Annotated in this window: 21 protein-coding genes; 9 read left to right on the forward strand and 12 right to left on the reverse strand. The window is 68.6% G+C overall.

Annotation, left to right across the window (positions count from 1 at the left end; all coding sequences use genetic code 11):
- The first annotated feature begins 85 nt into the window (after positions 1 to 85).
- Together Q0A34_RS00985 and Q0A34_RS00990 are read left to right on the forward strand one after the other, a co-directional pair.
- Positions 86 to 940 (forward strand): DUF2993 domain-containing protein, encoded by an 855-nt coding sequence (locus Q0A34_RS00985; RefSeq protein WP_291477599.1) that lies wholly within the window; start codon positions 86 to 88, stop codon positions 938 to 940.
- 30 nt (positions 941 to 970) lie between these two features.
- Positions 971 to 1,618 (forward strand): FABP family protein, encoded by a 648-nt coding sequence (locus Q0A34_RS00990; RefSeq protein WP_291477601.1) that lies wholly within the window; start codon positions 971 to 973, stop codon positions 1,616 to 1,618.
- A gap of 27 nt (positions 1,619 to 1,645) precedes the next feature.
- On the opposite strand, the gene Q0A34_RS00995 is transcribed toward Q0A34_RS00990, so the two are convergent.
- Positions 1,646 to 2,542 carry an aminodeoxychorismate lyase gene (locus Q0A34_RS00995; protein WP_291477603.1) on the reverse strand — a complete coding sequence of 299 codons (897 nt, stop codon included), beginning with the start codon at positions 2,540 to 2,542 and terminating at the stop codon, positions 1,646 to 1,648.
- Between the two features lie 60 nt (positions 2,543 to 2,602).
- On the opposite strand from Q0A34_RS00995, the gene Q0A34_RS01000 reads away from it, so the two are divergent.
- Both Q0A34_RS01000 and Q0A34_RS01005 read left to right on the forward strand, forming a co-directional pair.
- A complete protein-coding gene (locus tag Q0A34_RS01000; protein ID WP_291477605.1) occupies positions 2,603 to 3,814 on the forward strand; it encodes a folate-binding protein in 1,212 nt (403 codons plus the stop codon).
- A 165-nt stretch (positions 3,815 to 3,979) separates the two neighbouring features.
- Complete coding sequence (locus tag Q0A34_RS01005) at positions 3,980 to 4,159, forward strand: DUF3073 domain-containing protein (protein WP_291477656.1); 180 nt, start codon at positions 3,980 to 3,982, stop codon at positions 4,157 to 4,159.
- A 204-nt stretch (positions 4,160 to 4,363) separates the two neighbouring features.
- Here the strand turns inward: Q0A34_RS01005 and purM are convergent, their stop codons facing one another.
- Together purM and Q0A34_RS01015 are read right to left on the reverse strand one after the other, a co-directional pair.
- The gene (gene purM / locus Q0A34_RS01010; RefSeq protein ID WP_291477657.1) at positions 4,364 to 5,455 is read right to left on the reverse strand and encodes a phosphoribosylformylglycinamidine cyclo-ligase; all 1,092 of its coding nucleotides are present in this window, start codon (positions 5,453 to 5,455) and stop codon (positions 4,364 to 4,366) included.
- Positions 5,456 to 5,545: 90 nt separating this feature from the next.
- Positions 5,546 to 5,953: a sterol carrier family protein gene (locus tag Q0A34_RS01015; protein WP_291477607.1), complete on the reverse strand. Its 408-nt coding sequence runs from the start codon at positions 5,951 to 5,953 to the stop codon at positions 5,546 to 5,548.
- Positions 5,954 to 6,086: 133 nt separating this feature from the next.
- On the opposite strand from Q0A34_RS01015, the gene Q0A34_RS01020 reads away from it, so the two are divergent.
- Positions 6,087 to 7,052 (forward strand): hotdog domain-containing protein, encoded by a 966-nt coding sequence (locus tag Q0A34_RS01020; protein ID WP_291477610.1) that lies wholly within the window; start codon positions 6,087 to 6,089, stop codon positions 7,050 to 7,052.
- Here Q0A34_RS01020 and Q0A34_RS01025 read toward each other — a convergent pair whose 3' ends face one another.
- From Q0A34_RS01025 to Q0A34_RS01060, 8 genes are all read right to left on the reverse strand, one after another.
- The gene (locus tag Q0A34_RS01025; RefSeq protein WP_291477611.1) at positions 7,053 to 7,898 is read right to left on the reverse strand and encodes a hypothetical protein; all 846 of its coding nucleotides are present in this window, start codon (positions 7,896 to 7,898) and stop codon (positions 7,053 to 7,055) included.
- 41 nt (positions 7,899 to 7,939) lie between these two features.
- Entirely contained in the window at positions 7,940 to 8,791 is an 852-nt protein-coding gene (locus Q0A34_RS01030; protein ID WP_291477613.1) for a hypothetical protein, read from the reverse strand.
- A 136-nt stretch (positions 8,792 to 8,927) separates the two neighbouring features.
- On the reverse strand, positions 8,928 to 11,288 hold the full coding sequence (purL, locus tag Q0A34_RS01035; protein WP_291477615.1) for a phosphoribosylformylglycinamidine synthase subunit PurL: 2,361 nt from the start codon (positions 11,286 to 11,288) through the stop codon (positions 8,928 to 8,930).
- A gap of 13 nt (positions 11,289 to 11,301) precedes the next feature.
- Positions 11,302 to 11,973, reverse strand: coding sequence for a phosphoribosylformylglycinamidine synthase subunit PurQ (gene purQ, locus Q0A34_RS01040; RefSeq protein WP_291477617.1), 672 nt, complete (start codon positions 11,971 to 11,973; stop codon positions 11,302 to 11,304).
- Entirely contained in the window at positions 11,970 to 12,233 is a 264-nt protein-coding gene (gene purS / locus Q0A34_RS01045) for a phosphoribosylformylglycinamidine synthase subunit PurS (protein ID WP_291477619.1), read from the reverse strand. Before purS ends, purQ begins: the two co-directional genes overlap by 4 nt.
- Positions 12,234 to 12,322: 89 nt before the next feature.
- A complete protein-coding gene (locus Q0A34_RS01050) occupies positions 12,323 to 13,738 on the reverse strand; it encodes a cation:dicarboxylase symporter family transporter (protein WP_291477621.1) in 1,416 nt (471 codons plus the stop codon).
- Positions 13,739 to 13,900: 162 nt separating this feature from the next.
- Complete coding sequence (locus Q0A34_RS01055) at positions 13,901 to 16,066, reverse strand: S9 family peptidase (RefSeq protein ID WP_291477623.1); 2,166 nt, start codon at positions 16,064 to 16,066, stop codon at positions 13,901 to 13,903.
- A gap of 24 nt (positions 16,067 to 16,090) precedes the next feature.
- On the reverse strand, positions 16,091 to 16,990 hold the full coding sequence (locus Q0A34_RS01060; RefSeq protein ID WP_291477624.1) for a phosphoribosylaminoimidazolesuccinocarboxamide synthase: 900 nt from the start codon (positions 16,988 to 16,990) through the stop codon (positions 16,091 to 16,093).
- A gap of 153 nt (positions 16,991 to 17,143) precedes the next feature.
- Here Q0A34_RS01060 and Q0A34_RS01065 point away from each other — a divergent pair, with 153 nt between their 5' ends.
- From Q0A34_RS01065 to Q0A34_RS01080, 4 genes are read left to right on the forward strand one after another with little or no spacing between them, the layout of a single operon-like run.
- Positions 17,144 to 18,778, forward strand: a complete 1,635-nt coding sequence (locus Q0A34_RS01065) for an ABC transporter substrate-binding protein (RefSeq protein WP_291477625.1) — start codon at positions 17,144 to 17,146, stop codon at positions 18,776 to 18,778.
- Positions 18,779 to 18,780: 2 nt separating this feature from the next.
- Positions 18,781 to 19,707 carry an ABC transporter permease gene (locus Q0A34_RS01070; protein WP_291477659.1) on the forward strand — a complete coding sequence of 309 codons (927 nt, stop codon included), beginning with the start codon at positions 18,781 to 18,783 and terminating at the stop codon, positions 19,705 to 19,707.
- Positions 19,700 to 20,641 carry an ABC transporter permease gene (locus tag Q0A34_RS01075; RefSeq protein WP_291477626.1) on the forward strand — a complete coding sequence of 314 codons (942 nt, stop codon included), beginning with the start codon at positions 19,700 to 19,702 and terminating at the stop codon, positions 20,639 to 20,641. The genes Q0A34_RS01070 and Q0A34_RS01075 overlap by 8 nt, the downstream gene beginning before the upstream one ends.
- Positions 20,638 to 22,344 (forward strand): ABC transporter ATP-binding protein, encoded by a 1,707-nt coding sequence (locus tag Q0A34_RS01080; RefSeq protein ID WP_291477627.1) that lies wholly within the window; start codon positions 20,638 to 20,640, stop codon positions 22,342 to 22,344. The genes Q0A34_RS01075 and Q0A34_RS01080 overlap by 4 nt, the downstream gene beginning before the upstream one ends.
- 13 nt (positions 22,345 to 22,357) lie before the next feature.
- Here the strand turns inward: Q0A34_RS01080 and Q0A34_RS01085 are convergent, their stop codons facing one another.
- The gene (locus tag Q0A34_RS01085) at positions 22,358 to 23,071 is read right to left on the reverse strand and encodes an AAA family ATPase (protein ID WP_291477628.1); all 714 of its coding nucleotides are present in this window, start codon (positions 23,069 to 23,071) and stop codon (positions 22,358 to 22,360) included.
- Between the last annotated feature and the right edge of the window lie 29 nt (positions 23,072 to 23,100).

Here is a 23,100-nt window from a genome sequence, read left to right on the forward strand (position 1 = left end):
TGGCCGACCCCTGCAACAGCATCGAAACGAAGACGTAACAATCCACACATTCGTCGCAGCCCCGACGCCTTTGTATGCTGGGGCGGTGACCGAGACCACCGCCCCGCGCCCCGGACGCCGCCCCCGACGGACGGTGACGACCGTCGTCCTCATCGTGGTCGCCGTCCTCGCCGCCACCCTCGGCGCGGCCGTCGTCGCGGACAGCCTCATGGCCGCACGGGTCGAGAAGCGGATCTCCGACCGCATCTTCGAGGAGTCCCACCTGGCCACCCCGCCCCACGTCCAGGTGACCGGCATGCCCTACCTCGCCGCCGTGTTCACCCACGAGGTGCCGTCGATCCACGTGGAGTCCACCGACGTGGAGATCCCCGGGTTCGGGCGCGTGACCGTCTCGTCCTCCGCCACGAAGATCACCCTCGGACGCGACGCGGTGCTGTCCGGGGACTTCTCCGACGCCCCTGCGCAGGAGGTCTTCACCCGCATCCAGATGGACACCGTCGAACTCGGGGAACGCATGGGCATCGACGACCTCGGACTCGCGTCCCAGGACGACTCCTCCCCCACCGGCGGCTGGGAGACGGAGGCCTACCTCTCCGGGACGCCCGACGGGCTGCCGGAGGAGGACGCCGGACGCTACGAGGTCGGCGTCCGGCTGCGGGTGTGGCAGGGCGACGTCTACCTCACGCCGACGGAGGTCACCGACACCCCGGGCTCCACCGCCCCGGAGGACCTCGACGACGACGTCACCGAACGCGTCCTCGACGCCTTCACCCTGGAGATGCCGGGCGACACCATGCCGTTCCGCAGCCCGCCGCGCCGGGTCTACACCGCCGGCGGCACACTGTTCATCGAGGCGGAGCAGAACTTCACCCGTGTCAGCGTCGCCGACCTGGCCCCGCGCTCCGGCCCGTTGGACGAGGACGAGCGGGCGGGACTCTGATCACCGGGCGGACCCGGTACGCTGTCACACATGACTAGCGAGAATCCCATTTCAGGCAACGAGGCCGTCGCCCGGGCGGAAGAGCAGGCCAAGCAGACCGCCGGGCGCAACATCCCCACCATCGGTGACCTCCCCGTCGCCGAGGACACCGCCAACCTCCGCCAGGGACCGAACCTCCACGACGGGCTCCTGGCGCTGCTCCCGCTCGTCGGCGTGTGGCGCGGCGAAGGGCACGCCTCCCCGGTCGGCGGGTCCGACGACTACGCCTTCGGCCAGCAGATCGTCTTCGCCCACGACGGCGAGAACTACATCAGCTACAACTCGCGGATCTGGCGTCTCGACGACAACGGCGAGGCCACCGGCCAGGACATCCGGGAGACCGGGTTCCTGCGCATCAGCGAGAACGACGACATCGAGTTCCTCACCGTGCACAGCACCGGCGTCGTCGAGGTCCTGTACGGCCGCCCGCGGAACGAGCGCGCCTGGGAACTGGAGAGCGCCTCCACCCTGGCCTCCGAGACCGGCCCGCGCGCCTTCGGCCCCGGCAAGCGCCTCTACGGCCTGATGCCGAACAACAACCTCGGCTGGGTCGACGAGCGCGTCGAGAACGCCGCCGACGGCTCCGCCGCCGAACTGACCCCGTGGATGTCCGCGGAACTGACCCGCGTCATCGGCTGACGGCGGCCCGGGAACCCGACCCCGCCCTCAGGCGGTCGCGGCCTCCACGGCCAGCGCCTCCACCTCGGCTGCCACGTCGGGCCGGGGCATCGCGACGCCGTCCATCTCGGTGACCCGGGCGTGGACGCGCACCGAGGACACCAGCCACACCCCGTCGGCGGCCCGCAGGTCCGCCACGGTCAACGGCTTCTCCTCCGTCTCCCACCCGCGGTCGCGGGCCAGGGCGAACATCGCCGCCTGGGTCGTCCCCGGCAGGACACCGGCCTGCTGGACCGGCGTGGACAACGTCCGGCCCGTCACCGCCACCACGGTGGACGTGGGCCCCTCGAGCACCCGGTCGTCGTCGCCGATGAAGATCACGTCGTCCAGCCCCTGCGACGCCGCGTACCGCAGCGCCGCCATGTTCATCGCGTAGGACAGCGTCTTCGCGCCCACCAGGGCCCAGGGCGAGTCCGCGGAGACGCTGAGACTGAACCCCCGGTGCGCGGTCATCACCCGCACCCCCTCCTCCCGCTGACGGACCACCGACGCCGACTCCGCGGTGACGGTCACCCACCCGGTCACCTCACCGGTCGACTCGCGCCCACGCGAGTACATCCACCGCAGCGACGCCTCCCCGCCCCCGGTCTGTTCCCAGGCGGTCAGTGCCATGTCCGTGGCCTGCAGCCAGCGGTCGACGTCCGGCGCAGGGAGGTCCAGCAGTGCCGCACCTCGGACGAAACGTTCACGGTGCAGGTCGAGGTTGCGTACCCGGCCGCCCCGCACCATCAGCGTCTCGAAGATCCCGTCGCCACGGCGGGCGGCGAGGTCGTCGATGTAGATGACGGGCACGGTGGGGTCGATGACCTGCGGGGGGAGGTCCTCCGCCGGGCGCACGTCGACGGCGATGTCCCGGGCGTCGGCACGGTGGTTGAAGTCGCTCATGGCGACCAGTCTAGGGGTTCTCCCCTGACACGGGCCCCGATCGGTACTAGGGTGGACACCGTGAGTCAGACGCACAGCCCCCTGGTCGACCATGTTCCAGGGGCAAGCACGGAAGATGGCACCGTCTCCGAGGGGCACCGGGATCTCCTGGCCGCCACGGCGAGGCACTACGGACAGCCGCTCATCGAGCAGTCGTTCGTGGACGGAGGCGGCACCGGGGTGATCGACGGCTGGCCGCACACCGCGATCCTGGTGTCCGGTCCGGACGCCGCCACCTGGCTGAACGACCTGATCTCCCAGAAGGTCGACGCGATCACGGTGGGGACGTCGACCCGTGGCCTGATCCTCGACGTGCAGGGGCGCGTCGAGCACGCCTTCGGGATCTCCGCCGTCGACGACGACGTGCTCCTCCTCGACGCCCCCGGCGACACCGACGCCGCGGCGCTGGCGGAGTTCCTCTCACGGATGGTCTTCTGGTCGCAGGTCGAGGTCTCCACACCGGAACTGTCACTGCTCAGCGTGGTGAACCCGGAGGTCACCCCCGCCGCGGCCGCCGGCACCGGCGGGCCGGAGGGCGTCGCGGCGCCGGACGTTCGCTACTGGGCGACCCGCACCCTCGGCGGGCACCCCGTGACCGACCTGTGGGTCGACACCGCGTCCCTGACCGCGGCGTGGGACTCCCTGGTGGCCGACGGCGCCCGGCCGGTCGGCGGATGGGCCGCGGACGCCCTGCGGATCCGCGACCGTCACCCGCTGCTCGGCGTGGACACCGACGAGCGGGTGATCCCGCACGAGGTCCCCGGTTTCATCGGCGGGGACACCCCCAGCGCGCACGGCGCCACCCAGCTGGCCCGCGCGGACGACGGGCCGACGTCCGCCGCGGTGCACCTGAACAAGGGCTGCTACCGGGGCCAGGAGACGGTGTCCCGGGTGCACAACCTGGGCCGGCCGCCGCGACAGCTGGTGGTGCTGCAGCTGGACGGCTCCGGCCAGTCACTTCCGGAGGTCGGTGCGGCTGTGCAGGCCGGCGGACGCACCGTGGGCCGGGTCGGCCTGACCGTGCAGGACGCCGACGAGGGGCCGGTGGCCCTCGCCCTGGTGAAACGCCAGGTCATCGAGAAGCTCGCGTCCGACCGGGAGACCGGCGGCAACGCGACTCCACCGCTGACCGTGGACGGTGTCGACGCCGCCGTCGACCCGGACGACATCGTCGTCGACACCGCCGTCCGACCGGGCCGCGCGGCCGTCGACAAGCTGAGGGGAAAAATCTGACTGGCGTTCACCTGCACATACACCGCTGACACGCGACCGGGCGCGGCCCTGGTTCTGACAACTGCGCCTGCACCCGCTATGGTGGGGGCAGAACGGAATCACTGAAAGATGCGAGAGCAGCTCAAATCCCTGGCTGCTCCATTGACAACCCGAGGGGGTCAGGCCATGGGTCGCGGCCGTGCCAAGGCAAAGCAAACCAAGGTTGCCCGTCAGCTCAAGTACAGCTCTCCAGACATGGATCTCGAGAGTCTCCAGCGTGAGCTGTCCACCGAGAGTGGGCATTCCACCGGAGACGACTACGAGGAGTGGGAAGACTGGAGCGTCGAGGAGGACGAGGGCCGCTGACGCCCTCTTCCGTCCCCCTCACCCGGTGAGCACCGGTGCTCGGGTACGTCCACGTCGTGAACCGACGACGGGGACCGGCCCGGACACCGGTTTTCGCGTACCCCGGGAACCGACGAAGGGCGGTGGCCGAACCCTGCCACGGCGAGTCGGGTGACCCACCGCAGCCGGGCCCGGACACCGCCCCGGTCCCGGAACCCCCGGACGTCAGGTCCGCGGGTACTCCCCCACGAGCTGCGCGCGTGCCGCGGGCTCGTTCTCCGAACCGTCCTCGGCGGCCATCCGCACATGACCCAGGTTCCATGCGTCGATGTGGCGGGCGGTGAGCATGGCGAGCGCCCGCTCCGCGTCGTCCTCACCGACGACGGCGACCATGCCGACCCCCATGTTGAAGGTCTTCTCCATCTCGTCCTGCGCGACCTTGCCCAGCTGGGCGATGGTGCGGAAGACCGGTGCCGGCTCCCAGGAACCACGGTTCAGCTCGGCGACGAGGCCCTCGGGGATCACCCGGGCCAGGTTGGCGGCCAGGCCGCCACCGGTCACGTGCGAGTAGGTGTGCACGTCGCACTCCGCGGCGAGCGCCAGGCAGTCCAGCGCGTAGATCTTCGTCGGCTCCAGCAGCTCCTCGCCGAGGGTGCGGCCGAAGTCAGAGACGTACCCGTCGAGCTCCAGTCCGGCCTTCTCCAGGAGGACGTGGCGGGCGAGACTGTAGCCGTTGGAGTGCAGGCCCGAGCTGGCCATGCCGATGACGACGTCACCGTGGCGGACCCGGTCCGGCCCCAGCAGCTTGGCCTCCTCGACGACGCCGACGGCGGTCGCCGACACGTCGTACTCACCGGGCTCCATCAGACCCGGGTGCTCGGCGGTCTCCCCGCCGAGGAGGGCACAGCCGGCGTCGATGCAACCGGCGGCGATGCCGGAGACGATCTCGGCGACATGCTCCGGGACGACCTTGCCGATGGCGATGTAGTCCTGCAGGAACAGCGGCTCGGCACCGCACACCACCAGGTCGTCGACGACCATGGCCACCAGGTCACGGCCGATGGTGTCGTGCTTGTTCATGGCCTGCGCCACCGCGAGCTTCGTCCCGACACCGTCGGAACCCGAGGCCAGCAGGGGCTTCTCGTAGTCGCCGAGGGCGAAGAGCCCGGCGAAGCCGCCGAGTCCGCCGCGGACCTCGGGACGGGTGGCCTTCTTGGCCAGGGGGGCGAACATCTCGACGGCGCGGTCGCCAGCCTCGATGTCGACGCCGGCGGCGGCATAGCTGGCGCCGCCGGAGTTGTCGCGGGGATCGGTCAGGTCAGTCAAAGTAATACGCCTTCACTCGCGGTGATTGTCGTGCAGGATTCTCCTGCATTCAGCCGCGTCCAGCCTACCCGGTACCGCCCCCTACTTCCCCACCGAGATCCCCCTGACCACCGGAAGCCAGTGTGAGACGTCCCCTGCGTGCGCCCCGGAGACCTCCGCGCCCGCGGCGACCGCACCGTCGAGGTCGATGAGACCGCCGGCCAACCGCAGCCAGGTCAGGGCGTCGCACTGCACCACGTTCGGAGGCGTGCCCCGCCGGTGCACCGACCCCTCGATGCACTGCACGGCCGCGAAGGGCGGCACCCTGACCTCGACACTGTGCCCCGGGGCGTCCTGCCCCAACTGCGCGGTCGTGAGCCGCACCGCGGCGGCGACGGCGGCGCGGGACGGGCGCGGACGGTTCCCCGGGTCACACACCCACGGCCACACGTCCACCACCGCCGAGCGCACCGCGGCGGGATCCGTCGTCTTCGTCGACCTCTCTGGCATGACCTCGATGATACGGCCCGGGGCCGGACTGTAGGATGTGGGACATCACCGGTGAGACGAAAGGCAGATTGTGGCAGTAACAGGGGCAGACGAGCAGGAGCGGAAGCTGCAGTCGGAGACGACTCTCCGATTCATGGCGGCGCCGACCGACGTCCTGATGCAGGGTGCCCGTGGAGTCCACGGCGGCCGGGTCCTGGAATGGATCGACAAGGGGGCCTACGCCTGTGCCGTCGGCTGGTCCGGCGCCTACTGCGTGACCGCGTACGTGGGGCACATCCACTTCACCCGCCCGATCCCCTCCGGTCACATCGTGGAGGTCCGGTCACGCATCGTGTACACCGGACGGTCCTCGATGCACATCGTCAACGAGGTACTCTCCGCGGACCCGCGCGAAGGTGTCTTCACCCGTGCGTGTGACTGCCTGGTGATCTTCGTGGCCATGGACGAGAACCGGAAGTCGATGCCGGTCCCCCACTTCGAGCCGGAGACCGAGGCGGGCGTCCGCGTGCAGCAGGCCGCCCTGTCGCGCGTGCAGCTGCGCAAGGCCATCGAGGAGGAGATGCTGAAGCAGAGCTACTCCTCCGACCCGGCGGCGACGACCGCCCCGCGAATGACGCACCGTTTCATGGCCAAGCCCACCGACGTCAACTGGGGCGGGAACGTCCACGGCGGTACCGCCATGGAGTGGATCGACGAGGCCGCGGCCGCCTGCACCTCGGCATGGACCGGGGAGCGCACCGTGGCGGTCTACGCGGGCGGTTTCCGTTTCTACCGCCCGGTGCACATCGGCGACCTCGTCGAGGTGGAGGCCCGCGTGATCCGCACGGACGTGCGCAGCATGTCTGTGTCGGTGCACCTGCGTGCCGGCGACCCGCGTGAGGGGACCGGCAACCTGCCGGTCGCCATCCACGCGTCGATGACCTACATCTCCACGGACATCGACGGCAACCCGCTGGCCGCCCGGCAGTTCACCCCCACCACCCCGGAGGACAAGCGCCTGGCCCAGCACGCAGCCACGCTGCGCGAGCTGCGCACCAAGTACCGGCCGATGCCCCTGGTGGAGCCGCTGCGCGACGAGAGCCAGTACCCGATGAACTGATCAGAAGACAGCGACCTCGACGATCTGGTAGTCCCCGTCCCGCTCGAGCATGAGGACGGAGCCCTTGTAGTCGTCGTCGCCGTCCCTGACACCGACCCGGACGAGGCTGTCGGCCTCCTCCCTGGAGTAGCCCTCGTCCTCCAGCAGTTCGTAGAACTGGTCGACGTCCCCGAGTGTCGTCATCATCAGCTGGTCACCCGCCAGCACCTCACCGGCGGTAAGGTCACTGCCACCGAACAGCGAGTCCATGCCGCTGAACGACCCCTCACCGCTGAGCTTCAGCTGCGAGAGGACGTCGTCCCGGTCCTGGTAGGTGGAGTTGTCCTGGATCCAGGACCGCAGGTCGTCCGCGTCGTTCTTGCCCAGCATCTCGTTGGCGGTCTCCTTCGCGTCCTTCAGTTCGTCGCCTCCGCCGAACAGTCCGAGCGCCCAACCTGCCAGCCCGACGACGACAGCGGTGACGACGGCGGTCACGCCGATCGCGAGCAGGTTCGACTGCCGGAAGGAGTCCTGGACCTGGCGCCCGGCGTGACCGACCTGCTGCTGGAACTGGGCCCCCTTTCCGGCCGAGGTGGTCTTCCCTGCCCCCGGTTCGGTGGTGAGGGCCGCGAGCTCCCGCAGGGAGACCACGTCGATGTCCGGCGCAGTGGGGTCACTGAGCCGCTGGTCGTAGAGTGACCGCCTGGTCTCGTCGCCGAGGACCGCCCGGGCGGTGGACAGTTGGTCGCGCATGCCGGCGTCCTCGGCCGGGGTGGTGGCGAGTCGGTCGTCGATCTCCGCCACCAGTTCGGCGGAGGACGCCTGCGGGGAGAGACCGAGCGACTGGTAGAGGTCAATGTGTGCCATGAGATGTACTTTCCTTCGTGGTCTGGAGGTTCGCGGACGGTCTAGTACCGGGAGATGTCGGTGATGCGGTAGTCCCCGTCCCGTTTCACCAGGGTCACGATCCCCTTGTAGTTGTCGGTGTCGTCCTGGATGCCGATGACCACGATCGACTCAGCCTCCTCCTTGCTGATGCCTTCTTCCTCGGCGTCCTCCACCATGTCCTTGACAGATTCTCCGGCGGAGATCGCCAGTTGGCCGACTGACAGGCCCGTCGTGGCCTCGAGACCGGACCCGTCGAAGTGGGAGTCCAAGCCGCTGAACGATGATGAGCCGGAGTCGCTGACGTTCATGGAGGACAGGACGTCGTCGCGGGTCTCGTGGACAGTGTTGTCCTGCAGCCAGCTCCGCAGGTCGTCTGCACTGTCCTGCTCGAGCATCTCGTTGACGACCTTGATCGGCGAGGAGAAGTCCTGGGACTTCGACCCGCTCAGCGCACCGAGCCCCCAGCCGACCAGCAGCACCACCACCGCAGTCACCGCGGCGGTGATGCCGATGGCGAGCCCCCTGGACTGCCTGAAGGAGTTCTGGACCTTCCTGCCCGCGTCCGTCGCCCTGCTGCCAGCTGTACGGACGAAGGCCCCGGCCTGACCCGGCTGCCCGCCGACCTCGAGAGCGGCGAGGTCCTTCAGCGAGGCCACGTCGATCTCCGGTGCCGTCGGGTCGTCGAGCCGCTGGTCGTAGAGTGACCGGCGGGTGTCGTCGCCGAGCACCGCCCGGGCGGTGGTCAGCTCGTCGACGGCGGCGGTGTCGTCCTGCGGTACCGCTGCCAACCTGTCGGCCAGCTGCCGGTCCAGCTCCGCTGTGGGAGTGCTCCTGTCCAGTCCCAGGGACCGGTAGATGTCATAGTGCGCCATGAGATGTCTTCCCTCGAGAAACGTCGGGCACCGCACGGGCACCCACCATTGAAGTCAGAGGAAGCTTATCAACAGCTCAGACGCAGAACGGCCCGTTGTGAGGAAATCTCCCCACAACGGGCCGTGCCCGGTCGGTCTACTCCACGACGGAGTTCGCCCCGACCGCGTGGCTGAACAGCGAGGGCAGCGTGCCCTCCCACGCCTTCTTCGCGTCGGCGACCGGCACGGTGAACCCGGCCCCGTCGGTGGTCACGGCGATCTGCGCCTCGGCGGAGCCGCGGCCCGAGACGCTCTCACCGATACGGTTCACCGGCACGCCGTGCTCGGCGAAGACCGCCTCCGCCCTCTCCACCTCGGCGGCGTCGACGGCGACGAGCACGCGCGTGGCGGTCTCGGAGAACAGTGCCGTGAACACGTCGGCGACGGCCTCGCCGGTGGTCGCGGTGGCGGCGAGTCCCGCCACCGGGTCGACCGAGACCGATGCGCCGGACTGCACGGCGTACTCCACGACCGCCTGGGAGAGACCGCCCTCGGACAGGTCGTGGGCGGAAGCGACGGTACCGCGCAGCCGCGCGAGCGCCTCACCGAGCTTCTGCTCGGCCGTGAGGTTCACTGCCGGGGGCATTCCCGCCAGGGTGGAGTGCGCAACCTGCTGCCAGATCGACCCGCCGAGCTCGTCGGCGGTCTCCGCACCGGCGAGCAGGAGCACGTGGTCCCCGTCCTCCGGGCGGGTGGGGATACGCGTGGCGACGTCGTCGATGGTGCCGAGCACGGCGATCACCGGGGTCGGCAGAATGGCCTCGGCACCGGTCTGGTTGTAGAAGCTCACGTTTCCACCGGTGACGGGCACCGCCAGCTCGGCGCAGCCGTCGGCGAGACCGTGGACGGCCTCACGGAACTGCCACATGACACCGGGGTCTTCCGGGGAACCGAAGTTCAGGCAGTTCGACACGGCCACCGGGGTGGCCCCGGTCACCGACACATTGCGGTACGCCTCAGCGAGCGCCAGGCGTGCACCGGTGTTCGGGTCGAGCTTCGTGTACCGGCCGGAGGCGTCGGTGGACACGGCGATGCCGCGGCCGGTCTCCTCGTCGATACGCAGGACACCGGCGTCGGCGTCCTTGGCCAGGACGGTGTTCCCGCGGACGTAGCGGTCGTACTGTTCGGTGATGAAGGCACGCGAGCACAGCGCCGGCGAGGCCGCGAGGTCGAGCACCGTCTGACGGATCTCCTCGACGGAGGCCGGTCGCGCCAGGGCCGGGTCGGCGTTGAGGGCGTCCTGGTCCTCCGGACGGGCGACGGGGCGCTCGTACACCGGGCCCTCGTCGGCCATGGTGGCGGCGTCGGCGTCGACGACGACCTCACCGCGGTGCTCGATGACCAGGTGGTCACCGTCGGTGACCTCGCCGAGGTCGGAGGCGATGACCTCCCACTTCTCGCAGATGGCCATGAACGCGTCGACGTTGTCCGGGGTGACCACGGCCATCATGCGTTCCTGGGACTCCGAGGAGAGGATCTCCGCGGCGGTCATGCCCTCGGCACGCAGGTGGACCTTGTCCAGGTTGACGTGCATACCGCCGTCACCGGCGGCGGCGAGCTCGGCGGTGGCGCAGGACAGGCCCGCACCGCCGAGGTCCTGGATGCCGACGACCACGCCGGCGTTGTACAGGTCCAGGCAGCACTCGATGAGCACCTTCTCGGCGAAGGGGTCACCGACCTGGACGGCGGGGAGCTTGCGCTCGGCGCCTTCCTCGAAGGTGTCGGACGCCAGGACGGAGACGCCGCCGATGCCGTCCAGACCGGTCCGGGAACCGAAGAGGATCACCCGGTTGCCCACGCCGGAGGCGAAGGCGAGCTTGAGGTCGTCACTCTTGAGCGTACCGACACACAGGGCGTTGACCAGCGGGTTACCTGCGTAGGAGGCGTCGAAGACGGTCTCTCCGCCGAGGTTCGGCAGGCCGAGGCTGTTGCCGTACCCGCCGACGCCGGCGACCACGCCGGGCAGCACGCGCTGGGTGTCCGGGGCGTCCGCCGCACCGAAACGCAGCTGGTCCATCACCGCGACCGGGCGGGCTCCCATGGCCATGATGTCGCGGACGATGCCGCCGACACCGGTGGCCGCACCCTGGTAGGGCTCGACGTAGGACGGGTGGTTGTGGGACTCCACCTTGAAGGTGACGGCGTTGCCGTCCCCGATGTCGATGACACCGGCGTTCTCACCGATACCGGCGAGCATCTTGGACTTCATCTCGTCCGTGGTGGTCTCCCCGAAGTAACGCAGGTGCACCTTGGAGGACTTGTAGGAGCAGTGCTCGGACCACATCACCGAGTACATCGCCAGTTCGGCGTCGGTGGGGCGGCGGCCGAGGATGTCCCGGATGCGCTGGTACTCGTCGGGCTTCAGGCCGAGTTCGGCCCAGGGCTGGTCCAGCTCCGGGGTGGCGGCCGCGTGGGCGACGGTGTCGTTCACGACGGTCACGGAGTTCTCGTCAGTCATTTCTCGTATCTCCTCAGGCTGCTACGGTGCCGACGGCGGACAGGAACATCTCCAGGCCGTCCAGCGACGGGCTGGTCAGGGTCTCCACGGCGTGCTCCGGGTGCGGCATCAGACCCACCACCCGGCCGTCGGCGGAGCTGATCCCGGCGATGTCGTTGACCGACCCGTTGTAGTTGTCGGTGTAGCGGAAGACGACCCGTCCCTCCGCCTCGAGCTCGGCGACGGTGTCGGCGGACGCCTGGAAACGACCCTCACCGTGCTTCGAGGGGATGAGGATCTTCTGGCCGGACTGCAGGGTGCGGGTCCAGGCGGTGTCCGCGTTCACGACCTCCAGCACCGCGTCGGTGCAGTGGAAGTGGAGCCCCTTGTTGCGGGTCAGCGCACCGGGCAGCAGGCCCGACTCGGTGAGGATCTGGAAACCGTTGCAGATGCCGAGGACCGGCATGCCGGCACCCGCACGCTCCACCACGGAGCGCACCACCGGCGCCTGGGCGGCGATGGCCCCGGACCGCAGGTAGTCGCCGTAGGAGAAGCCGCCGGGGACGACGACGGCGTCGACGTCCTTCAGGTCGGCGTCCGCGTGCCACAGCTCCACGGCCTCGGCGCCGGCGATGCGCACGGCGCGTGCGGCGTCGACGTCGTCCAACGTCCCGGGGAAGGTGATGACACCGATGCGCGCGCTCACTCGGCGACCCCGGCGGCTCCGGTGATCTCCGCGGACACGACCTCGTAGTCCTCGATCACGGTGTTGGCGAGCAACGTCGACGCGACGCGCTCGAGATCCTCGGCGGAGACGGAGTCATCGACCTCCAGCTCGAACCGCTTGCCCTGACGGACATCCTTGACCCCGGAGACGCCGATGCGCCCCAGCGCACGGACGACCGCCTGTCCCTGGGGGTCCAGGATCTCGGCCTTGGGCATGACATTGACTACGACACGTGCCACGAGTTTCCTCTTGTTTCCTTGCTGCTAGCGGTAGGTGGGGAACAAGGCACAACCATACCGGGTGGCACGGACATCGCGAACCGACGGTCTCAGGGCTGCCAGCGTTCCGTACTGGGTTTCTGGTCTGCGGGCTGGGGCGAGGCACCGACAGGCTCAACGATCTCGTCGTCAGTGGTGTACTCGAAGATCTTCTCGCGGTCCAGGACCGCGTTCGCCTGGTCGATGTCGAGCGACTTCGTCCACTTGCCGACGAGGAGGGTCGCCACGGCGTTCCCGGTGAAGTTGGTCAGCGACCGGGCCTCGGACATGAACCGGTCGATGCCGACGATCACGTCGACCCCACCGAGCATCTCCGGACGGTGGGCCTGCAGCCCCGCGGCCAGAGCAGCGATACCGGCCCCGGAGACGCCCGCCGCACCCTTGGAGGCGATGATCATGAAGACGAGCAGTCCGACCTGCTCACCGAGGCCCATGGAGATGTTCATCGCATCGGCGATGAAGATCGACGCCATGGTGAGGTAGATCGCCGTACCGTCCAGGTTGAAGGAGTACCCGGTGGGAACCACGATGCCCACGGTCGCCTTGTCGACTCCGGCGAACTCCATCTTCTGCATGAGCTGCGGCAGAGCGGACTCCGAGGACGAGGTTCCGACGATGAGCAGGTACTCCCGCCCGAGGTAGCGCAGCACCTTGAAGATGCTCAACCCTGTCGATGCACGGAGGATCGTGCCCAGGACAAGCACGATGAAGAGGACGCACGTGACGTAGAAGCCGACCATCAGGGTCATCAGCTGCCAGATGGCATCCACACCCGTACCACCGACGACAAAGGCCATGGCTCCGAAAGCCCCTACCGGAGCAACCCAGAGGATCATGGACATGACCTTGAACACGACCTTCTGCGCCAGCTCGATACCGTACAGGCAGGGGCCGGCGATCTTGTTCGGCATCGACTGCAGTGCGAAACCGACGAGCAGCGCCACGAACAGTGTCTGCAGGACAGCCTGTTCGGGGTCGGTGAACGCAGAGACGATCGTGTCCGGAATGATGTTCTGGATGAAGCCGAAGAACCCTCCGGCGGACTCCGCGTCAGCATCCACATGACCTTCACCAGCGGCAAGACCAAGACCCTCACCTGGCTGGATGAAGTTGCCGACGACGAGCCCGATCCCCAGCGCGAGGGTCGACATCAGCAGGAAGTAGATGAGGGCGATGCCACCGGCCTTGCCCACGGTGGCCGCTTCGCGGACATGTCCGATGCCGATGACGATGGTGCAGAAGATGATCGGCGGGATGACCATCTTGATGAGGCTCACGAACATCGTCCCGAGAGGCTTGAGCCCCTCCCCTACGCCGGGGGCGATCAACCCGACGACGATTCCGGCAACCACCGCGACGAGGACGCTGAGGTACAGCCAGTGAGACTTGTCTTTCGGCTTCGTGTTCTTCCCTGCGCCGGCACCGTGTGCTGTGCCGGTCGCCTCGGGACGGTGTTCGTTTGTCATGGTCCAGAAACCTACGCCTGGACACCCCCTCTCACAAAGCGGGAAAGCGCAGGTGAACTGGGTTTACTTCCCGTTCAGGGGTGATGTCCACCCCCGGTCGCACCCCGCACCGCCTGGCGCCTCGGCGCAGCACGGCGCGGCACGGCCCCGACGGCCCGGAGACTAGAGCAGTTCCGTGGCCCCCATACGGTCCAGCTCCCAGGCCGTCTCAAACGCGGACTGTCGCCACTTCTCGTAGCGTCCGGACACACCCCCGTGGCCGGAGGTCATGTCCGTCTTCAACAGGAAGTCGCCCGCACCCTCGACATCACCGGCCACCTCCCTGAGCTTCGCGATCCACTTCGTCGGCTCCACGTAGAGCACCCGGGTGTCGTTGAGACCGCTGATCGCCAGGATCGGCGGGTACGCCTGCGCAGACACGTTCTCGTACGGCGAGTAGCCCGCCATGTAGTCGTACACCTCCGGGTCGTGGTACGGGTCGCCCCACTCCTCCCACTCCGTGACCGTCAACGGCAGCTCCGGCATCAGGATGCTGGTCAGCGGATCAACGAAGGGAACCACCGCCTCGATCCCCGCGAACCGGTCCGGCGCCATGTTCGCCACCGCACCCATCAACAGCCCACCGGCGGAACCGCCCTCAGCCACCATCCTCTCCGGCGACGTGATCCCCGCGGCGATCAGATCGTCAGCCACGGCGATGAAGTCGGTGAAGGTGTTCGTCTTCTGCAACATCCTGCCCTGCTCGTACCAGTTGCGGCCCATCTCGCCGCCACCACGGACATGGGCCACCGCGAACACCACACCGCGGTCGAGCATCGACAGGCGGAACACCGAGAAGTACGGGTCCATGCAGGCCTCGTACGAACCGTAGCCGTACAGCAGCACCGGGTGCACCGTGCCGTCCGCCAGCGGGTCGACGTCAGCACGGTGGACCAGGGACACCGGGATCCGGGCACCGTCGGACGCACTGACCCACCGCCGGGACGCGGTGTAGCGCGAACGGTCGAAGTCACCGAGCACCGTCTGCTCACGACGCAGCAGCCGTTCCCCGGTACGCAGGTCGATCTCCCACACCTGCGCCGGAGTGACGTAGCTGGTGTAGCTGACGCGCAGCACCGGCGACTCCCACTCCGAGTTACCCACGGTCCCCGCCGAGTAGAGCTCCTCGTCGAACTCCACCGGCTCGAACCGTCCCCACCCGCCGGCCGCGTCGGAGACGTCCATGACCGCCAGCTGCTCGATCGCGTTCTCCCGGGTGGCCAGCACGATGTGGTCGGAGAAGCAGTCCACCCCCTCCACCCGGACGTCGTCCCGGTGCGGGACGAGCACCCGGTAGGAGTCGTCCGTGAAACTGCCGACCGTCCCCACGGGGCAGTGGCCGACCTCACCGTTGGGCAGTCCGTCCAGTTCCTCGCGCACCACGATCCACTCGTCCGCACCGCCGACCACCACGTGGTCGACGTCGTACTGCACGTCCTTCTCCCGGGGGCGGACGCAGGTCAGCTCACCCTCCGGGTCCCCCGTCTCCTCCGACACGTCGAGGTACCAGGTCTCCGACGTCGTCTTCGACGCTGTCGACACCAGCAGGAAACGCTCCGAGCGCGTCACACCCACCCCGGTCCAGTAGGCCTCGTCCTCCTCACGGAACACGCAGACGTCCGCGCTCACCGGGGTCCCCACCCGGTGCCGCCAGACCTCGTGGGGACGCCAGGCGTCGTCCACCCGCTGGTAGAAGAGGTAGTCGTCGCCGACCCACGTCGCGCCGTAGGCGACGTCCTCCAGGACGTCGTCCAGCAGCACACCGTTGGACAGGTCCCTGATCCGCAGGGTGAAACGCTCGTCGCCGACGGTGTCGGTCGAGTACGCCAGCAGGGTGCCGTCCACGGTGACGCTCGCCGCCCCCAGGCTGAAGAACTCCTCCCCCTCCGCCAGGACGTTGCAGTCCAGCATGACCTGCTCACGCGCAGCCGGCTCGCCGGGAACGATCTCCGGCGGGGTCCAGGGGTCCGCCTCATCGACGGGGATCCGGCACATCGTGGGGTAGCTCTTCCCCTCCTCCGTACGGGAGAAGTACCACCACTGCCCCGACCGTACCGGCACCGACAGGTCGGTCTCCCGGATCCTCGACTTCACCTCGTTGAAGACCGCGTCCTCCAACGGCTTGAGGTGGGCGGTCCTGGCGTCGGTGTACGCGTTCTCCGCGGTGAGGTGGGCGAGGACCTCGGAGTTGTCCTTGTCGCGCAGCCACTCGTAGTCGTCGACGACATCACGCCCGTGGAAACTACGGGTGACGGGCTTCTTCTTCGCTACCGGCGGGTTGGGATCCATGGGTCACGATCGTAGCGTGCCCCGTCAGCGGTCAGTGCAGGTGCCGATCCAGTCGGCGAAACGACGACCCGAGATCCGCTCGTAGGCGTCGACGTACCGCTCGCGGGTCGCCTCCACGACCGGGCCCGGGAGCTCCGGCGGCGGGGTCCCCTCACTGCGGTCCCACCCGGACTTCGGACCGGTCAGCCAGTTGCGCACGTACTGCTTGTCGAAACTGGGCTGGACCTTCCCCTCCTCGTAGGAGTCCGCCGGCCAGTAGCGCGACGAGTCGGGGGTCAGCACCTCGTCTCCGAGAACCAGGTTGCCGTCACGGTCCAGCCCGAACTCGAACTTGGTGTCGGCCAGGATGATGCCGTGCTCCGCGGCGATCCCCGCGGCCTGGGTGTAGATCGCGATCGACGCCTCACGCAGCTCCTCGGCCCGCTCCCGGCCGAGCCGGTCGACGACCACGTCGAAGGAGACGTTCTCGTCGTGGTCGCCGATCTCGGCCTTGGTGGCGGGGGTGAAGATCGGTTCCGGCAGCTTCGACGACTCGGTCAGGCCGTCCGGCAGCGGGACACCGCACACCGCCCCGTTCTCCCGGTACTCCGCGAGGCCGGAACCGGTGAGGTAGCCACGCACCACGCACTCGAAGGGCAGCATGTCCAGCTTGCGGCATACCTGCGCACGGCCCAGGGACTTCTGCGGGATCCGCCCGTCGTCGGCGGGGCCGGCCAGGTGGTTCGGGAAGTCGATGCGTCCGAAGAAGAAGTCGCTCATGGCGGTGAGCACCCGTCCCTTGTCCGGGATCGGGGTCTCCAGCACGAAGTCGAAGGCGGAGATCCGGTCGGTGGCCACCATGAGCAGGGTGTCCTCGTCGATCTCGTAGATCTCGCGGACCTTTCCCGCGGAGAAATGGGTGTAGTCGGACAAGTCGGGTCGCATGGCCTGCAGAGTCTAGCCCCCGCGTCCGGCAATCTCCACGCGCCCCCTGCGCGGGAAAGTGACGGGGTTTCACGTTTCACCATGCGAGACACGGGAGGTTCACTAAACTTTGCATTTTCGACGTTTCCTGTACACCTCACGAAAGTGCCTTCCATGAGAATCCGACCACGTCGGGCAGTGGCGGCGGCCCTCACCGGGATCGCCCTGCTGCTCTCCGCGACGGCGTGTGTACCGGACCGGGACGACATCCCGTCCGACTACATCACGTTCTTCGGCGGCGAACCACAGAATCCGCTGCTCACCACCAACACCAACGAGATCCAGGGCGGTGAGGTCCTCCGCGCCATGTACACCGGGCTGGTCGGCTACACCCCGGAGGGCGAACCCTACAACGCCGTGGCGGAGGAGATCGAGCCGAACAGCGACTCGTCCAGCTTCCACGTCACCCTGAAGGAGGGCTGGACCTTCACCAACGGGGAACCCGTGACCTCCGCCAGCTTCATCGACGCCTGGAACTTCGGCGCGACCTCCGCCAACGCCCAACTGGGCGCAGACTTCTTCTCCGCCATCGAGGGCTACGACGACGTCGCCGGGGAGGACGCCACCGCGTCCGAGATGTCCGGGCTCACCGAGATCAACGACCGGGAGTTCACCGTCGACCTGTCCGCGCCGGACGCGTCCTTCCCCACCCAGCTGGGGTACTACGCCTTCTCCCCGCTGCCGCAGGTCGCCTTCGACGACATCGACGCCTTCGCCAACCACCCGATCGGCAACGGCCCCTACATGCTCGACGGGGACGACGCCTGGCAGCACAACGTGTCGATCACCCTGAAGGCCAACCCGGACTACGCCGGCGAGGACAAGGCGAAGAACCCCGGGATCGCCTTCAAGCACTACTCCGACGTCGCCACCGCCTACGCCGACCTGCAGTCCGGCGGGCTGGACCACATGCGTGAGAACGTCGGCCCCCGGGCGATGCCCACCTACCGGCTCGACTTCCCCGACAGCAACGACGACGCCCCCTACGCCGCCATCCAGAACTTCACCATCCCCGAGAACCTCCCCGGATTCCAGACGGACGAGGAGGGCCGGCTGCGCCGCGCGGCGATCTCCATGGCGATCGACCGGGAACTCATCATCGACAAGCTCTTCTTCGGCGGCCGGGAGGTCGCCGAGGACTTCGGCGCCCCGACCCTCGAGGGCGGCATCGCCGACGTCCCCGGCAAGGAGGTCCTGACCTTCCAGCCGGAGAAGGCCCGCGAACTCTGGGAGCGGGCCAACCGGATCCGCCCCTACAGCGGGGACACCTTCCAGATCGCCTACAACGCCGACGGCGGCCACCAGCAGTGGGTCGAGGGCGTGACCAACAGCATCCGCCAGGTGCTGGGCATCCGGGCCTCCGGCAAGGCCTACCCCACCTTCCAGGCACAACGCGACGCCATCGTGAACCGCACCGTGGGCTCCGCCTTCCGCTCCGGCTGGAACGCCGACTACCCGTCCATCTCGTCCTTCCTCGTCTCGAACTACCGCACCGGCGGCGGCTCGAACGACGGCGACTACTCCAACCCGAGGTTCGACGACCTGCTCGCCAAGGCGTCCGCCGCACCGGACTCCGGGGCCGCCCAGCCCTTCTACGACCGGGCGCAGGCCGTGCTGATGGAGGACCTGCCGCAGATCCCGTTGTGGTACTACGCCGCGACCACGGCCTGGAACCCTGACCTGCACGGGGTGCAGACCAACTGGCAGGGTATGCCGGTCTACACCGAGATCACGAAGGACGGTGAGTGACCGTGTGGTGGTACCTCGGTAAACGACTCCTCCAGCTCATCCCCGTCTTCTTCGGGGCGACGTTCCTCATCTACGCCATGGTCTTCCTCATGCCGGGAGACCCCGTCCTCGCCCTGGCCGGCGACAAGGCCGCCGAACCGGCCGTCCTCGACCAGATCCGCGCGGACTACAACCTGGACAAGCCCTTCATCGTCCAGTACCTGCTCTTCCTCGGCGGCTTCTTCACCGGTGACATGGGCACCACCTTCTCCGGACGTGCGGTCACCGAGGTGCTCGCCGAGACCTTCCCGATCACCGTCCGGCTGGCGCTGATGGCCCTGGTGATCGAGGCGGTGATGGGCATCGTCTTCGGCCTCGTCGCCGGCCTGCGCAAGGGTTCCTGGTTCGACTCGACCCTGCTCGTGGTCTCCCTGTTCATCATCGCGGTGCCGACGTTCGTCATCGGCTTCGTCGGGCAGTTCCTGTTCGGCATCCAGTGGGGACTGGTCTCACCGACCGTCGGCTCCGACGGCTCCTTCAGCAAGCTGCTGCTCCCCGCCGTCGTGCTCGGCATGGTCTCCTTCGCCTACGTCCTGCGGCTCACCCGGTCGGAGGTCGCGCAGAACCTGCGCGCCGACTTCGTGCGCACCGCCTCGGCCCGCGGACTCTCCCGCGGCGTCGTGGTCCGCGACCACGTCCTGCGCAACTCCCTGGTCCCGGTCGTCACCTTCCTCGGCGCCGACCTCGCCGTACTCATGGGCGGCGCGATCGTCACCGAGGGCATCTTCAACATCAACGGGGTCGGCGGGCTGATCTTCCAGTCCGTCAGCATCGGCGAGGCCCCCACCGTGGTCAGCGTCGTCACGATCCTCGTGGTGGTCTTCGTGGTGGCCAACCTCATCATCGACCTGCTCTACGCCCTGCTCGACCCGAGGATCCGATATGCCTGACACACACCCCCGTAACCAGCGCTGGGTCACCGACGTCGTCACCGAGGACGTCCTGACCCGCGACCAGCTCCTCCCCGAGGACGCCCCCGCCGGATTCTGGGGCACGGCCTGGCGGAACCTCCGCCGCCGCCCCATGTTCTGGATCTCGACGGTGATCATCCTCGCCGTCCTGCTCGTCACCGTCTTCCCCGGGCTGTTCACCTCGACCGACCCCACCGCCGCCGCCCTGGAGGACTCCCTCGAACCCGCACGCGACGGCCACCCCTTCGGCTTCACCCAGCAGGGCTACGACGTCTTCGCACGCACCGTCTACGGCGCCCGGGCGTCCGTGGTCACCGGCCTGGTGACCACCCTCGTCGTCGCCGTCCTCGGTGTGGTCATCGGCTCACTCGCCGGCTACCTCGGCGGGTGGGCCGACGCCGTCCTGTCGCGGCTGACAGACATCTTCTTCGCCGTCCCGCTGCTGCTCGCCGCCATCGTGCTGATGCAGCTCTTCGACGTCCGCAACGTGTGGACGGTCGTCCTGGTGCTCTCCGCCTTCGGCTGGCCGCAGATGGCCCGCATGGTCCGCGGGGCCGTCCTCCAGGCGAAGAACAACGAGTACGTGCAGGCCTCGCGCGCCCTCGGCCTGAGCCGGGGCGGCATCCTCGTCCGGCACGTCCTGCCGAACTGCCTGGCCCCGATCATCGTCATGATGACCACCAACCTCGGCATCTACATCGTCGCCGAGGCGACCCTGTCGTACCTCGGCGTCGGCCTTCCGCCGGACACCGTGTCCTGGGGCAACGACATCTCCGCCGCGCAGGACGTCCTGCGGCTCTCCCCGGAGATCCTGTTCTACCCGGCCGGTGCCCTGGCGGTCACCGTCCTGGGCTTCATCCTGTTGGGCGACACCCTCAAGGACGCCCTCGACCCGAAGGAGCGCACACGATGAGCGACCAACCACTGCTGTCCATGCGCGGCGTCGACATCGCCTTCGGCACGCGGAAGGACCCCTCCCCCACCGTCTTCGGTGTCGACCTGGACATCTGGCCCGGCGAGACCGTCGCCGTCGTCGGAGAGTCGGGCTCCGGAAAGTCCACCACCGCCATGAGCGTCATGGGCCTGCTCCCCGGCGACGGCCACGTCACCGACGGCACCATCACCTTCAAGGGAGAGGAGATCACCCACGCCTCCCCGAAACGGTTCACCGAACTGCGCGGCGACAGCATCGGCCTCGTCCCGCAGGACCCGATGAGCAACCTCAACCCCGTGTGGTCGGTCGGCCACCACCTCAAGGAGGCTCTGAAGGCCAACGGCATCGCCACCGGGTCCGCCGCCCACACCCGGGCGGTGGAGCTCCTCGGCGAGGCCGGGCTGCCGGACGCCGACCGCAGGATCAGCCAGTACCCCCACCAGTTCTCCGGCGGCATGCGCCAACGCGCCCTGATCGCCTGCGGACTGGCGGCACGCCCCGACCTGCTCATCGCCGACGAACCGACCTCGGCGCTGGACGTGACCGTGCAACGGCAGATCCTCGACCACCTGCAGAGCCTCACCGAGGAGCTCGGCACGGCCGTACTGCTCATCACCCACGACCTGGGACTGGCCGCCGAACGCGCCGACCGGATCGTGGTGATGAGCCAGGGCCATGTCGTGGAGTCCGGCCCCGCACTCGAGATCCTCCAGGACCCGCACCACCCCTACACCCGCAAGCTCGTCGCCGCAGCCCCGTCGATCGGGGCCCGACGCAGCGACGTGCAGGTGACGGAGAGCAGCGACGCCGCTGACACGGCGGGCACGGCGGGCACGGCGGGCACGGCGGGCACGGCGGGCACGGCGGGCACGGCGGACGAGGCACCGCTGATCACCGTCGAGAACCTGACCAAGGTCTTCAAGGTGCCCGGCGACAAGCCCTGGCGGAAGGAGGACTTCACCGCCGCCGACGACATCAACTTCTTCCTGCGTCGGGGACGGACACTGGCGCTGGTCGGCGAGTCCGGCTCCGGCAAGTCCACCGTCGCCCAGATGGTGCTGGGGCTGCTGAAGCCCACCTCGGGCACCGTCACCTTCGACGGCACGGACGTCACCGGCCTGGACAAGAAGGAGGAGCTCGCCTTCCGCCGCCGCGTCCAGCCGGTCTTCCAGAACCCCTACGGTTCGGTGGACCCGATGTACTCGGTGTTCAACACCATCGCCGAACCGCTGAAGATCCACGGTGTCGGGACGAAGAAGGAACGCGAGAGCCGGGTCCGCGAACTGCTGGACCTCGTGGCGATGCCGCAGTCCATGATGTCGCGCTTCCCCGGGGAACTCTCCGGCGGGCAGCGCCAGCGCGTGGCGATCGCCCGTGCCATGGCACTGGGGCCGGAGGCGCTGATCCTCGACGAGGCGGTGAGCGCCCTCGACGTCCTGGTGCAGTCGCAGGTGCTGGACCTGCTGAACCAGCTGCAGCGTGACATGGGGCTGACCTACCTCTTCATCACCCACGACCTTGCGGTGGTAAAGCAGATCGCCGACGAGACGCTGGTGATGCAGCACGGCAGGATCGTGGAGCGCGGCGAGACCGACGACCTCTTCGACCGTCCGGAGCAGGCGTACACGCGCCGGCTGCTGGACTCCATCCCCGGTGGGACGATCCCCCTTCACCAGGGGTAGCCCCGGGCGGATCTCAGAAGAGGTGCCGCACGACGTTGTCCGGGCCGTTCAGGAACCGACGCCAGTTGCGGACCAGCGCCAGGTCGTCGTACTCTCTGCGGTGGATCCCGGTGTCGTCGAGTTCCAGTATCTCCGCACCCGGCGCCGAGGCGAGCAGGGGCGAGTGGGTGGCCAGGACCACCTGTGAACCCTGCTCCAGGAGCCGGCCGATCCGGGCGAGCAGCAGCAGGCACCCGTTGAAGGACAGGGCCGACTCCGCCTCGTCGAAGATCCAGAGCCCCCTGATCCCCGCCCGGTCGGTGACGAACTCGAGGAAGGATTCACCGTGGCTCTGGAAGTTGTGCCGCCCGGTGCCCGCGATCCCGTCGAGGTAGGCGAAGTGGCCGTGCATGGTCTCTGCGCGGAGGAACACACCCTTCCTCGGGGCACCTCCCTCACGGACCAGGGTAAGGTTCTCCGCCAACCCGGACTCCGTCCTCTGGGTGGAGTGCATCGCACTGCGTGTACCACCCTCAGGATTGAGCCCGTAGGCCTCGGCGACCGCCTCGACCAGCGTGGACTTCCCCGAACCGTTCTCCCCGACGAGCACGGTGAGACGTGACAGGTCGAGACCGTTGTCCAGGACGTCCCTGACCGCGGGGACGGTCGCCGGCCAGGCGGACCGGTCGGCCGGGTGGAGACCGAGCTCCTTCACCCTGCGGACCGGAAGCGGAGGGGGACGTCGCATGCCGCCGAGTGTACCGGCCCCGTCCACCA

The organism is Corynebacterium sp., from assembly GCF_022712195.1.
Classification (GTDB): domain Bacteria; phylum Actinomycetota; class Actinomycetes; order Mycobacteriales; family Mycobacteriaceae; genus Corynebacterium.